This is a genomic window from Jiangella asiatica, from assembly GCF_004349065.1.
Taxonomy (GTDB): domain Bacteria; phylum Actinomycetota; class Actinomycetes; order Jiangellales; family Jiangellaceae; genus Jiangella; species Jiangella asiatica.
Genome location: NZ_SMKZ01000033.1, coordinates 1 through 12,450, shown reverse-complemented (window position 1 = coordinate 12,450; position 12,450 = coordinate 1). Strand labels below are relative to the sequence as shown.

The following is a 12,450-nucleotide window of genomic DNA, read 5'->3' as shown; positions in this document are numbered from 1 at the left end:
CCACGACTTCGCCGATCACGGCTCGGCGACGGACAACGTGGATCCTCCGACGACATGGCACCTCCTGTGTCGATCTGCCCACCGACGTTGTGCCGACCGCCTCTGGGGTGGCCTATCATTGGGGGCAATGAAACGTTCAAATCCGGGTTCGGAGACCTAACCAGAGGGTTGGCCATCGTGTCAATACCTACCGCTCAACTGCGACGACTTGCGACGAGGCGAAAAGGTAGCGATTCACTAGCACCGTCAGCCGGCACGCAGGCACGTCGTGGTCACCCAGGAGGCGACATGGACAGAACCATGGGCTCGTACCGCATCACCGATCAGATCTACCGCAACCCGTTGGCATCGGACGCCGACGTCGAGGGCTTCCGGCTCGAGGGCCATGCCGAGGTTTCCTTCCCTCGTGGCAGGATGCGGATGGCCAATGTGATCGATCCCGCCGAGGGTCAGCGGGCCAACTTCGTCTTCTGGTGCCCGGAGGAGTTCCCGGAGGACATCGCGGTCTCCTGGAACGTGTGGCCGTTACGTGAGCCCGGCCTGTGCATGCTGTTCTTCGCGGCCACCGGCCGGAATGGTGAAGACATCTTCGACCCAGGCCTGGAGGAGCGCACCGGCGAGTACCACCAATACCACCACGGACAGATCAACGCCTTCCACGTCTCGTACTTCCGGCGCAAGCTCCGCGAAGAACGCGCCTTCCACGCCTGCAACCTGCGCAAGAGCTACGGTTTCGATCTGGTGGCGACCGGAGCCGATCCCATTCCCGACGTTGACGACGCCGATCCGCCGTACCGGCTGCTCTTGGTCAAGTGCGGGCCATACATCTCGTTTTCCATCAACGACCTGCCGATCTTCAGCTGGCACGATGACGGGCAACGCCACGGCCCTCGCCTCGGCGGCGGCCGCATCGGCTTCCGGCAGATGGCGCCGTTGCTCGCGGAGTACGACAACCTGGAGGTGCATCGAGTGCAGCCGGCATGAACCTGGACCTGGCCGCGCTCACGACATGGACGACGTCATGTGGCGCTGGAGTCGCGCACCACTAGCTCCGGCTCGAACACCACCTGCTGGTGTTCGTGCTTGCCCGGCGCAGTCTCGGCCAGTAGCAGCTCGGCGGCGGTCCGGCCAAGCAGCTGCCGCGGCTGGCGCACCGAGGTCAGCGGCACGCCCGCCGCCGCGGCGAAATCGATGTCGTCGTAGCCCACGATCGCGACGTCTTGGGGCACCCGGATGCTGGCCCGACTCAGCGCCTGCAGCACACCCAAAGCGACCAGGTCGTTGGCGCACAGCACAGCGGTCGGCAGCTCGGCGCCGGCGATCATCCGGTCGCCGGCCTGCCGCCCGCCGACGACGTCCGGTGCCGGCGCCGCGATGACCGTCAGCTGCGCGTTGGTCCCGCTCGCCGCGATCGCCTCCATCGCACCGTTGTAGCGCTCTTGTACCTGGCGCTGCGTCGACGGCCCGCCGACGAACGCGATCCGGCGATGTCCGGCGTCGATGACGTGCTGGGCCGCGAGCCGGCCGCCGAGAACGTCGTCGACGGCGACCGAACACTCCACCGACGAGTCGCCGCGCCGGTCGAACAGCACCACCGGCGTGCCGCGGTCGCGCAGCGCCTTGATACGCCCGTCGGACGTGCCGATCGGGTTGATCAAAACGCCCCGTACGCGCATCTCGGCCAGCAGATCAAGGTGCGCGGCCTCCTTGTCCTCATCCTTGTCGGAGTTGCACAGGATGACCGCCAGGCCGTGCTGGTTGGCCATGTCCTCGACACCTCGCGCGACGTCGGTGAAGAACGGGTTGGCAACGTCGAGCACTACAAGTCCCAGCGTCCGGCTACGCCCGACCCGCAGCTGCCGGGCGGTGTCGTTGCGGACGAACCCCAACTCGGCGATCGCCGCGTTCACGCGCTCCCTGGTGGCCTCAGCGACGAGGTCCGGTCGGTTGAGCACGTTGGACACCGTGCCCAGCGAAACGCCGGCGTGCTGCGCGACTGCGATCATGTTCGGAGATGTAGCCACTATCGCAGCTTACTGCCCGAACCGAAATGGTGAGCGACTCCGGAGGCTGGCCAGCACCTACGTCGATGGAGCGCGCCGACGACCTGATCGCCGAGCTGCCCGAGCGGGCGTGGCGGCGGCTGTCGGTCGGAGTCGGCGCACCCGGCCCCCGCGAGTACGACTGGGCACGAGTCCCGGGTCCGGGTCGCCTGGCGGCCCGGCCGCGGGCACTGGCTGCTGGTCCGGCGATCCATCAGCGACCGCCGTCGCAGTACTAGTTGCCCAGTACCGGTGATCAACTGTTCGCCAGACCTCTCCGCCCACCCCGGGATGCGACGTCCGCGTACCGCTCACTGAGCGCCTGGCACGGCCATACTGCGACCGAGCTCGGCCCGGGAGCCGATGCCGAGCTTGCGGTAGACACGGGACAGATGCGCTTCCACTGTCTTCGGATGGACGCACAGCGTCTGCGCCACCTCGCGATTGGTGAGCCCGGTGGCAGCGAGCTCGGCGACCCGCCTTTCCGACGGCGACAGCTCGTTGCCCAAGACAGGGCCGGGCATGGCTCGCTCAAGTTCGCTCCGGGCACGATCGGCCCACAGGCGCACGCCCATGGCCTCGAACGTCGCCAGCGCCTGCTCGAACGTCGCGGCGCTGGCGCGCTTCTGGCGGCGTCGCCGCTGGACCTGTCCCAAGACCATCTGGGTCCGGGCGCGCTCGAACGGCATCGGCAGGCGTCGGTGCTCCTCGAGCGCGAGCTCGACCGCGGCGAGCGCGGCACTCAGCTCGCCGTTGGCAGCGAGCAGCAGCGCTCGGCACCGCGCGCCTAACGCCAGCGCCCATGCCCGGTCGAGGCGCCTGCCCTGACCCTCCAGGTGCTCGACCAGCTCCCGCGCCTCGTCGTAGCGGCCGGCGCCGATCATGGCCTCCGCTGCGTCGGCCGCATAGGGCGCAGCGGTGGGTTCGCCGTACCCCATGGTGCGAGCGCCGGCCACCATCGGTGCCAGGATTTCGGCGGCCGCCGCGTGATCACCTCGCGAGAGCTCGACCAGCCCGAGGGTGACGGTCGGCCACACCATGGCGGCCAAACAGCTCCCGCGCTTGAAGATCACCAGCGCCTCCTGCGCGCCGGACCGACCCTCGTCGACGTCACCCGCATACGCCGCGACCACGGCCTGCGTCGCGAGTGCCGTCCCCCGCGCGATGTCGCTGCCGAGCTCGCGCGCCCGCTCGAGGCTATCGTCGGCCACCAGCCGGGCCGCACTCAGGTCACCCGCCCAGCACTCGATGATCCCAAGGTGGAAGGCGCTGTGAACGACGTCGCTCTCCTCGCCTCGCTCCAGACACCGCTGACGCACGGACCGCAACGCCGCCCGCCCCTCGTCGAGCCGCCCAGACCACGCCAGGAGCAGCGCGCTGATGAGGCTCGGGCGCAGCATCACCGGCACCGACTCCTCTGGCTGCTCCAAGTCCAGTGCCCGCAGCCGCGCCGACTCGTCGAGACCATCGCCGCTGAGGTACCGGGTCATCACCGCTGCCGCCAGGGCCTTGGCCAGCAGTCCCGGCGCCTCGAGCGGCTCCAGCTCGGCCACCGCCTCCGCAGCTCGCGCCCGAGCGTCGAGGATGCGGCCCAGGTTTGCGAGCACGTAGATGTACTCGACCAGGATCTCGCCGCGCAGGCGGCCGTCGATGCCGGGCTCCTGAAGGGCCTCGTCGAGGTGCTCCGCCGCCTCCTGGTAACTGTCATCGTGCAACCGGATGGTGGCCAGCGAACGCAACGCCGAGGCCCGGGGCGGGCCCGTCGGCAGGGTGGCCACCGCCTTCTCGGCGAGTGACCGGGCTCGCGCCACGTCCCCCGCGTCGAACCAGTGTCCGATCAGAGCGAGGGTACGCTCCTCGCTCGCCGATCCGAGCCGGAGCGCGTGCTCGAGGAACTCTGCCGCCGCCGCGGGTGCGCCCCTGGCTCGCGCGTGGACGGCAGCGCGGTCCAGCGCCTCGAGGGTGTCCGGCTCGGAGCGGATCGACGCCAGCGCCAGGTGGCGCGCCCGCTCCTCCACGCCGGTCACTACCGAGGCCAGCCGACGGTGCAGCTCTCGGCGCTCGTGGGCGGGGACGTCGTCCAAGATCCCGGCCGCGAGCAGTGGATGGGTAAACCCGATCCGGTTGCCGCGCAGCTCGATCAGTCCAGCCCGCTCGGCGTGCTCGAGTCCACGTCGCAGCTCGACGTCGTCGCCGTCGACGACGGGCCGGATGTAATCGACGCGGGGGTCGGCCAGCGCCGCGGCCGCCCGGAGGACGTGCCGGGTCGGCTCGTCGACCCCAGCGAGGCGTGTACCCACCAATCGTCCCAGCGTGTCGGGAAGCGGGCCGGCCGGGTCGCCGCGGTCCTCGGGGTCGAAGGCGCGCGCCAGCTCCAGCGCGAACCATGGGTTGCCCCCGGAAAGAGCCGCGATCCGTTCCAAGGAGGGGCGCGGGAAGGTGCGTTCGAGCCGCGACTCGAGCACGTGGTGGAGATCGACCGGCTCCAGCGGTCCCACCTCCAGCCGCGTGATGCGGTCGTGCTCGATGAGGGCGAGAATCTCCGGATGCCCGGTTCGGACGGTGACCAGCAGTGCCACCGGCGTGCTGACCCGGCGCAGGGCGAAGCCCACGGCGTCCTGGCTGGCGGGGTCCATCCACTGCCAGTCGTCGACCGCCAGTAGCACGGGGGCGGTGTCACCCAGCTCCTCGAGCAGCGACAACAGCGCCGCACCCACCGCACGAGCGTCGATGGCCGACGTCGGCTCGTCGACTTGCAGCAACACCTGTTCGAACGCCCAGCGCTGGGGTGGTGGGAGGACATCCAGGAGGACCGGGTCGACCTGCGCGGCGAGGTCGGCCAATGCCGCGTAGGCCAACGATGCCTCTGCGGCATTGGGGGCACAGCGCAGCACCGTGCTCCCCGCATCCGTTGCGATGTCGAGTCCCGCCCGCCACAGCGTGGTCTTGCCGATTCCCGGGTCTCCCATGAGAACCAGCAGGCCCGACAGCTCTTCGCTCGGCCCGAGGAGCTGCTGCATGGCCGACAGCAGGGAGTCACGGCCCAAGATCTCCGGGAGCACGACGCCAGTGTCCCAGAATGTCGGGTTACCGAGGTAGGGAAACACCCGATTCCTCGAGGCCCGTGTGCACATAGCGTCGAACAGGCCCCGCCGCGAGCAAGGAGGAACTTATGCGCAGCGCCTACCGCGTCCTCGCCTACGTGATCGCCGCCGAAGTCGTCGTTCAGGCCGCCGCTCTCGCGTGGATGTTCTCCGGGCTCGGTCGATGGATTCAGGACGGCGGCGTGCTCGACAAGGCCACCATGGAGGAGGAGGGCGGTCCGCTGCCGTTCCCCGAGCTCGTCGGCATCATCGTGCACGGCATCAACGGCCAGGTGCTGATTCCGCTTCTGGGAGTGATCCTGCTGATCGTCAGCTTCTTCGCGCGGGTACCGCGCGGGGTGGTCATCGCCGCGTCGCTGCTCGGCCTGATCGTGCTGCAGGTGATCCTCGGGATGACAGCCAGAGGCGGAGTGCCGATCAGTTCCATGGTGCACGGCGCCAACGCACTGCTGATCTTCGCCGTAGCGCTGCTGGCGGCCAACCGGGCGCGGAGCGAGGCCACCGAGCCGCGGCCCTCCGCGAGCGCCGATGTGGGGGTCTAGGCGCCGCCGGATCGTCGCTGGCCTCACCGGCTGCGCGCTGCTGCTCGCGCCGCTCGCCTGGATGTGGCAGGCCAGCCTGGTGCCGCGCTCGTACTCCGTTGCCGAGATGGGCACGCCCGACCTCGGCGGCGGTGCGGCGCACGCCCACCCCGACCACCGTGTCGCCGTGCCCGACCTCACCGAACCCGGCGACGGCACACCCGATGTGCGGGTGCGGCTGATCGCCCGGAGCGACACGATCCGACTCGACTCCGGCCAGGAGATGCACGGCCTCACCCTCAACGGCACCTCGCCCGGGCCGGTGATCCGGGCCGAAGTCGGGCAGCTGGTCGAGGTCGAACTGTTCAACGAGTCGGTCACGGATGGGACGACGCTGCACTGGCACGGCGTCGAGGTGCCGAACGCGATGGACGGTGTCGCGGGTGTCACGCAGGACGCCGTCCCGGTCGGGAGTACGTTCACCTACCGCTTCCGGCCGCCACGGGCGGGCACCTATTGGTACCACTCCCACCAGGTGTCCCACGAGCAGGTGCCGCGCGGCCTCATCGGCGCGCTGGTGGTGGAGCCCCGCGGTGGACTCGACTCCGAAACGACGGACCTGGTGGCGCTCGTGCACAGCTACGGCGGCACCCGGACCGTGAACGGAGCGACCGGCGAGATTCCAGTCGACGCGACACCCGGCGACCGGGTGCGGGTACGGGTGATCAACACCGGCAACGGCCCGATATCGGCGTGGGTCAGCGGTACTCCGTTCCGGCTCGCAGCCATCGACGCCAGCGACGTGCACCGGCCGGAGACCGTGACCGACCGCCACGTGCAGGTCACGGCCGGAGGACGCGCGGACCTGGAGCTGGTCGTGCCGGCGTCCGGCGCCCGGGTCGAGCTGAGTGGCCCGTCCCTGGTTCTGGGTCCGGACAGCCCGGCCGAGCGGCGACCGGAGGCGCGCCTGGATCCGCTGACCTATGGCGAGCCGGCGCCGTTGGGCTTCGACCCAGAGCGGCCTGATCGACGGTTCGACTATGCGATCGGTCGCCGGCCCGCGTTCGTGCGCGGTCGACCCGGGTTGTGGTGGTCGATCAACGGGCACCTCTACCCGGACGTGCCGATGTTCATGGTCGCCGAGAAGGACGTGGTGCGGGTCTCGATCACCAGCCGCTCCGACGTCCACCCTATGCACCTGCACGGTCACCGGATGGTGGTGCTGTCCCGTGACGGGCAACCGGCCACGGGCAGCCCGTGGTGGGTCGACTCACTCAATGTCGCCCCGGGCGAGACGTACGAGGTGGCGTTCGTCGCCGACAACCCAGGTGCGTGGATGTTCCACTGCCACCACCTCGGCCATGCCGCCGAGGGCCTCGTAGCTCACCTGATGTACCACGGCGTCGCGGTGCCATACCGGATCGGTGACGGCAACGTTCCGGAGTAGGGGGATCGATGCGCGCGCAACCGGCAAGTACGCCGCACGTTATCTGGCGGTGGGTGGCCTCTGCGGGCTGACCTGGGCGGCCTGCTTCCGCGGCTAGATGGCGCAGCTGGCCCGCCGGACCCGTCGTTCGGTTGGTACACCATGACGCTGATGCTGCTGCCCAGCCTCGTCATCGGGTTGCTGCTCGGCTATGCGGCGTACGTGCGGGAATCGGGTGCGTTCCTCCCGCGGTGGCTGGTGTTCTCGCCCGCGCGGCGGGTGCGCTCGTAGCTCTGACCGGGGTCGTAGCGGTGGCCGCGATCGGCTGGACGGGCGGCGCCCGCTCACCTTCGCCGAGGGCGTGGGTCGCCCTCTTCGGGGTCTCATGCAACGCCTTCGGCTACATCCTCCTGCCCGGCTTGGGGATCGGTGCGCTGCTCGGCTGGGCGGAGCATCTGCGGCGTACCGGTGGCCGTCGCCACTGGCGCTGGCTCACGTTCTCCCCGTTCCTGTTCACCGCAGTGCTGGTCCGGGACTCTTTACTCCCCACGGACTGTGAACCGCGATCTTGTTCGACGCCTTGTTGGCCACATTCATACTCGCCGCATCTGTGCCGCAGCGAAATCTTCGGCCGACGCTCGAGAAGCCACTGGCCAACGCCGACTCCGCGGCGACGGCGGTTCGCACTGGATAGGGAATCACCTGATTCCTCCGAGCGCGCTCGTTCCTAGCCTGCGACGTATGACCATCAACGCGATTCGGACCGTTCCAGCGGTCGCCGTGCGGCGTGCCGGGCTCATCTGCCTCGCCGCCGGCATGCTTGGCTCCGCCGTCGGGATCTTCCTGATCATGTATCCCGGCCAAGTGCCCGAGGACACCTACAGCTACCCGCTGCCGACCGGCGGGTTCGCCGTCGTCCAGATCGTGCTCTTCGCGCAGCACCTCGGCCTGGCCGTCGGGCTGCTCGCGCTGCGGTCCACAGGCGTACTCGGCGTCGGCCGGGCCGGACGTTGGGGCTGGGGGGTGGCGGTGTTCGCGATGCTGGTGCTCGCCGCGACCGAGCTGTACGGGATCAGCGCCGCCGACGCGGCCTACCCCAGCTCGCGCACCGCGCCGCTCGACGCCCTCTACGCCATCTCAAGTACCTTGATCGCGGTCGGTCTCATCGCGGCCGGCGTCGCCGTCGCCCGAGCAGGGGTATGGAGCGGTTGGCGGCGGTGGATCGTGCTTGCCACCGGGGCGTACGTGTTGGTACCGATGATGCCCGCCCTGATGGCGCCGTTCGTGGTCGCGCGGCTCGCGATCGGGGTGTGGATGCTGCTCTTCGCGGCACTCGGCTTAGCGCTGATACAAGACCAGGGCGCCGAGAAGGAAGACCGATGACGGGCATCACCAAGGCCGCTTGGGTGCTGCTAACAGCACTATCGGCCCTGTGGGCGCTCAACCATGCGGTGGGAGCGTTCGTTTTCGCAGGCGACGATATCCGGCCTGAACTGTTCGTGCTGATCGCGCTCCTTGGCGTCGTGGCGACAATCGTGCTAGTGGGGCCGTACCGGGAGCGGCGGTTGTGGGCATGGTGGGTGGTGACTGCCGAGGTCGTCGCCCTCATTTCCGTCGCGCTCATCACCCAGCCTCGAGTCGGCGTCTGGTACCTCACGATCGGCCTGTTGATGGCAGTCGCCCAGCTTGGGACGCTCCGTGAGTTCAGGCGAGACAGAGCCGAACAGGTCACCTGACGGCACCGCCGGACGCACACCTGACGGACGAAACGGAAATACAGATGACCGCAACAGACGACACGAGAGGCACCGGTGGGGCAGCCGCCCGGGAGATGCCGCTGATCCACCGCATCTTCCGGCACGAATTCCGCCTGTTGCGGCAGCTCGTGACGGACGCGTCGCCGTCGGACACCATCCAGGTGGGTGCGATCGCCGATCACCTGGCATTCATGCTGGACGGCCTGCACATCCACCACACCACTGAAGACGACCACGTGTGGCCACTGGTCCAGGAGCGCGCGGGGATCGACGCACCGATGGCGACTCGGATGGAGCAGCAGCACCGCGCCATCGACACCGCGGTCACGCGAATGCGAGGCGCGGCCAGAGCGTGGTCATCGGCGCCAACGGCCGCGGCCGCGGCCACTCTGGCGAGCCGCCTGGACGAGTTCCTCGAGGTCGTCGAGAACCACCTGGACGAGGAGGAGCGTGACGTGGTGCCGCTGATCGACCGCCACCTCACGAAGTCGGAGTGGGAGGAGGTCGGCAAGCGTGGCTTCGAGAAGTTCACCCCGTCCCAGCGCTGGATCGCTCTCGGACAAATGCTCGAGGTCGCGACACCGGACGAGGCGGCAATGATGTTCAACACCCTGCCGCTACCGGCCCGGATTCTGTGGCCGCTCGTCGGCCGGCGCGCATACCGCCACTATATGAAGCCGATCCGAGGGAACGGATGATGGAATCCCGCACCGCTCAGCGGCACACCGGAGTTCTGAGCAAGGTCGCGGCCGCCCTGCCATTGGTGCTCGGTCTTGGTTTCGGGATTCCGGCGTAGTCGGTACCCGCTGCCTTTGCAGAGCACGGCTCGGTCTGGACCTGCCGTAGCTACCCAACGTATGGCTTGGTCCGTTCACGAACAGCAGTACTCGGCGCCGAACTCAGCATCACCTCGTGCGGCCGTCGGCCGAGTGCTCTGTTGGTTCAGCCCTCGCGGAGGTAGGCCAGTACGGCGAGGACGCGGCGGTTGGCGTCGGCGGTCAGGCCCAGCTTGGTGTAGATGCTGCCGACGGCCGGCTCCACGGTCTTGACGCTGAGATGAAGCTGCTCGCAGATCGCCTGGTTGGAGAGACCGCGGGCCATCAGTTCGAGCACCTCGACCTCACGCTGCGTGAGCCCGTCGAGACGGCCCGCCCGACGCTGCCGGGCCACGATCTCGGCCAGGTTGACGTGGTCCAGGACGAGGGCCGCCTGGGCAACCAGGTCGGCGAAGAGCCGGTGCTCGGCCAGGGAAAGCCGGTCGGTGCTGACCCGGTCGACGCTGATGGCGCCGATCACCGCGCCGCCCTGCTCAACGAGCCGGGCGTGACGGCTCGGTGATCCCGCCAGCCTCTCCGCCGTCGTCTGCGGGATGACGGCGGAGGTCTCCGGCCACACCCCGACGGCGTGGAGAGCCGTCCCATCGCCCATCCACACCGTCGCCCCCGGCGCGGAGAACGCCTCGGCCAGCGCCTTGGCGAAATCGCCAGGCAGGTCGGGAGAGGTGGTGTCGGTGCGGGAGAGCCACGTCAGCGCGGAGTACGCCGCCAGCTGCTGACCGTGCAGGATCGCCCACCCCGCCGCCAGCGGCAGCAGCGCCGCGGAGAGTACGCCGGGCAGGTGGGTGCCCCACCCGATGAGCCCGACCAGCAGCGCGAGCACCGAGAGCCCCGCCGCGCCCAGCAGCCACGTCAACTGCCGCCGAACCTGACCGCCGGAGGCCCTCCAGCGTGCCACCACCGCCACCAGCCACAGCACCTGGAAGCCAGCGTAGGCGGGGTGGGCGATAGCGTCCCATACCCGCGCAGCTCCGGCGTGATCGGCGGGGTTGATCGGGTGTGGGGTGACCATCCCGGTGGCGTCGTACTCGACGGGCCAGAGGGCGGACAGACCCGAGCACACCACCGCGATGGCCACGACGACGCCCGCGACCCAGCGCCAGCCCGGCGACGGTAGTCGCCCATTGGGGAAGCAGAGCACCGACAGGGTGGTCAGCGCCAGAGCGATCGCCAGTGGCCACACGCCGAGCCAGCCCCACCACCGGTCCGCATCCGAGGTCGGCGAATGCCCGATCTGACGGCCGGTGAACATCACCGCCTCCACCAGGCCGGTGGCCACGAACAGGACCCCCTCCCGGTGACCGGGCCGCTGCACGAGGACGTAGCCGCCGACGAAGCCGAAGGCGAGGGCGAGCAGGCCGTTGTGAAGGTTCGAGAGCCAGATGCCGTGGGCCAGCCCGACTGACACTGTGCAGACGACAACGCTGACCAGCAGGAGCGGCACGACGGTTCGGAGCCGAGTCATCACGGCGCCAGCGTGGCAGAGCACGGGCCCGGCAGCGAAAGGGTTAACCCTATTTCTGCTCTCCAGGGCTGTCCCCGTGGCGCCGGTGGTGCTGCGGCGGAGAGCGTGATGGTCGTCGGAGCACCCCAGTGAAAGGACATATCCAATGACCATCTCCCGTCTGTTGACCGGTTCGCTGCTGGTCGCGCCGCTCCTCTATCTCGCCGCCGATTCGACGTACGCCGTCCAGGGCTGGGACAGCGGGCTCGCCGGTGTCCTGCACGTGCTCGGTGCGATCGGCTACGGCTTCGTTGTGCTCAAGGTCGTCTCCTGGCTCTCGCCGGAGTCGAGCCTTGCCACCGCCGTGCTGCTGACCGGCCTGATCGGAATGGCCGGCAACGTCGCCTACGGCTTCGAGTCGATCCACATGTCGCTCGGGGACACCCAACTCGTCGACCAGCCCGGCGCGGCCAACCTGATCAAGCCGCTCGGACTTTTCTTCCCTCTCTCCTTCGCCCTCATCGCGGTCGCGCTCTGGCAGCTCGATCATCGCTGGCAAGCGGTGCTGCTGCTCGTCGCGATCGCCTGCTGGCCGATCGCCCACATCGGCAACATCGCCGCGGTGGCAATCCCCGCCAACGTCGCGTTGGTCGTCGCCCTCGGCAGCCTCGCCCTGGGGTCGCGTGAGCCGATCCGGCTTCCGGCCGCGACGGGGAAGGTTTGAAGCACCGAACTGCCTGAATTGCAGGCAACCCGGATGTGACTGTCGAGGTTCGGAGCTCGGCACCGGGATCTCTCGACTACCGACGTCCTCGACCACTTGCTGGCCGAAGACGGCACGCTGCTGGCCATCTCCTGCTCCACCCCCGTCCTCCCGCATGCCGACCCCCATGGAGTCGGCCGCTGGTCCGGCATCGTCGCCCGCATGGTCGCGCACACGGCCGGCCTCTCCCTCACCTCGCCACCGCGCTGACCTCCGCCGGGCTCCGGTGCGCTGCTTCGTCTCACTCACCGCACACGCCCATCGGCTTGCGCGGCACGCCGGTAGCGACGCTGAACATCGCCCGCTACCGGCACTACCAGCTCACCGGACGCCCGCCCGGCCCCCAACCCAAAAAACAGAGAACCGGACCTACGACTTCGTAGGTCCGGCTGTCCGGGAGGTCCTGAGCCCTCACGTGGTCGGGGTGACGGTGTCCTGGCGCAGGACATCGGAATGGGGTGTCTCACGACATCGGAATAGGGGTGTCTCGGGGCATCGGCATGGCGTCGCGAGGCTGACCGCTGGGCGTTGGACGCTTCGCCATGTCGAAGCGACGC

Annotated in this window: 12 protein-coding genes and 1 pseudogene; 10 read left to right on the top strand and 3 right to left on the bottom strand. The window is 69.1% G+C overall.

The window, feature by feature from the left end:
* Nucleotides 1-288: 288 nt before the first annotated feature.
* Nucleotides 289-984, top strand: coding sequence for a DUF1961 family protein (locus E1269_RS20730; RefSeq protein WP_131898063.1), 696 nt, complete (start codon nucleotides 289-291; stop codon nucleotides 982-984).
* Between the two features lie 35 nt (nucleotides 985-1,019).
* Here E1269_RS20730 and E1269_RS20725 read toward each other — a convergent pair whose 3' ends face one another.
* The gene (locus E1269_RS20725; RefSeq protein WP_131898061.1) at nucleotides 1,020-2,006 is read right to left on the bottom strand and encodes a LacI family DNA-binding transcriptional regulator; all 987 of its coding nucleotides are present in this window, start codon (nucleotides 2,004-2,006) and stop codon (nucleotides 1,020-1,022) included.
* Nucleotides 2,007-2,095: 89 nt separating this feature from the next.
* Between E1269_RS20725 and E1269_RS20720 the strand changes: the two are divergent.
* Nucleotides 2,096-2,264, top strand: a pseudogene (locus E1269_RS20720) (IS701 family transposase); the annotation flags it as partial.
* Nucleotides 2,265-2,353: 89 nt separating this feature from the next.
* Here the strand turns inward: E1269_RS20720 and E1269_RS20715 are convergent.
* Nucleotides 2,354-5,104, bottom strand: coding sequence for a helix-turn-helix transcriptional regulator (locus E1269_RS20715; RefSeq protein WP_162606541.1), 2,751 nt, complete (start codon nucleotides 5,102-5,104; stop codon nucleotides 2,354-2,356).
* Between the two features lie 140 nt (nucleotides 5,105-5,244).
* Between E1269_RS20715 and E1269_RS20710 the strand changes: the two genes are divergently transcribed.
* The 6 genes from E1269_RS20710 to E1269_RS20685 all read left to right on the top strand — a co-directional run bounded on the left by E1269_RS20710 (nucleotide 5,245) and on the right by E1269_RS20685 (nucleotide 9,548).
* Nucleotides 5,245-5,688, top strand: coding sequence for a hypothetical protein (locus E1269_RS20710; RefSeq protein WP_203433933.1), 444 nt, complete (start codon nucleotides 5,245-5,247; stop codon nucleotides 5,686-5,688).
* Entirely contained in the window at nucleotides 5,675-7,114 is a 1,440-nt protein-coding gene (locus tag E1269_RS20705; RefSeq protein WP_131898055.1) for a multicopper oxidase family protein, read from the top strand. Before E1269_RS20710 ends, E1269_RS20705 begins: the two co-directional genes overlap by 14 nt.
* A 141-nt stretch (nucleotides 7,115-7,255) precedes the next feature.
* Complete coding sequence (locus tag E1269_RS33875; protein ID WP_275264613.1) at nucleotides 7,256-7,384, top strand: hypothetical protein; 129 nt, start codon at nucleotides 7,256-7,258, stop codon at nucleotides 7,382-7,384.
* A gap of 450 nt (nucleotides 7,385-7,834) precedes the next feature.
* Entirely contained in the window at nucleotides 7,835-8,476 is a 642-nt protein-coding gene (locus E1269_RS20695) for a hypothetical protein (RefSeq protein WP_131898051.1), read from the top strand.
* On the top strand, nucleotides 8,473-8,829 hold the full coding sequence (locus tag E1269_RS20690) for a hypothetical protein (RefSeq protein WP_131898049.1): 357 nt from the start codon (nucleotides 8,473-8,475) through the stop codon (nucleotides 8,827-8,829). Before E1269_RS20695 ends, E1269_RS20690 begins: the two co-directional genes overlap by 4 nt.
* Nucleotides 8,830-8,873: 44 nt before the next feature.
* Nucleotides 8,874-9,548 (top strand): hemerythrin domain-containing protein, encoded by a 675-nt coding sequence (locus tag E1269_RS20685; protein ID WP_131898047.1) that lies wholly within the window; start codon nucleotides 8,874-8,876, stop codon nucleotides 9,546-9,548.
* A gap of 244 nt (nucleotides 9,549-9,792) precedes the next feature.
* Here E1269_RS20685 and E1269_RS32995 read toward each other — a convergent pair whose 3' ends face one another.
* A complete protein-coding gene (locus tag E1269_RS32995) occupies nucleotides 9,793-11,151 on the bottom strand; it encodes a helix-turn-helix transcriptional regulator (protein WP_203433932.1) in 1,359 nt (452 codons plus the stop codon).
* Nucleotides 11,152-11,296: 145 nt separating this feature from the next.
* Here E1269_RS32995 and E1269_RS20675 point away from each other — a divergent pair, with 145 nt between their 5' ends.
* Nucleotides 11,297-11,854 (top strand): hypothetical protein, encoded by a 558-nt coding sequence (locus tag E1269_RS20675; RefSeq protein ID WP_131898045.1) that lies wholly within the window; start codon nucleotides 11,297-11,299, stop codon nucleotides 11,852-11,854.
* A 96-nt stretch (nucleotides 11,855-11,950) separates the two neighbouring features.
* A complete protein-coding gene (locus tag E1269_RS32425) occupies nucleotides 11,951-12,103 on the top strand; it encodes a hypothetical protein (RefSeq protein ID WP_162606540.1) in 153 nt (50 codons plus the stop codon).
* The last annotated feature ends 347 nt before the right edge of the window (nucleotides 12,104-12,450 follow it).

Bases quoted from the DNA above. Each gene is read 5' to 3' on its own strand.
- E1269_RS20705 (WP_131898055.1), top strand. From the start codon at position 5,675: ATGTGGGGGTCTAGGCGCCGCCGGATCGTCGCTGGCCTCACCGGCTGC.
- E1269_RS20725 (WP_131898061.1), bottom strand. From the start codon at position 2,006: ATGATCGCAGTCGCGCAGCACGCCGGCGTTTCGCTGGGCACGGTGTCC.
- E1269_RS20675 (WP_131898045.1), top strand. From the start codon at position 11,297: ATGACCATCTCCCGTCTGTTGACCGGTTCGCTGCTGGTCGCGCCGCTC.
- E1269_RS20690 (WP_131898049.1), top strand. From the start codon at position 8,473: ATGACGGGCATCACCAAGGCCGCTTGGGTGCTGCTAACAGCACTATCG.
- E1269_RS20730 (WP_131898063.1), top strand. From the start codon at position 289: ATGGACAGAACCATGGGCTCGTACCGCATCACCGATCAGATCTACCGC.
- E1269_RS32995 (WP_203433932.1), bottom strand. From the start codon at position 11,151: ATGACTCGGCTCCGAACCGTCGTGCCGCTCCTGCTGGTCAGCGTTGTC.
- E1269_RS20685 (WP_131898047.1), top strand. From the start codon at position 8,874: ATGACCGCAACAGACGACACGAGAGGCACCGGTGGGGCAGCCGCCCGG.
- E1269_RS20695 (WP_131898051.1), top strand. From the start codon at position 7,835: ATGACCATCAACGCGATTCGGACCGTTCCAGCGGTCGCCGTGCGGCGT.
- E1269_RS33875 (WP_275264613.1), top strand. From the start codon at position 7,256: ATGACGCTGATGCTGCTGCCCAGCCTCGTCATCGGGTTGCTGCTCGGC.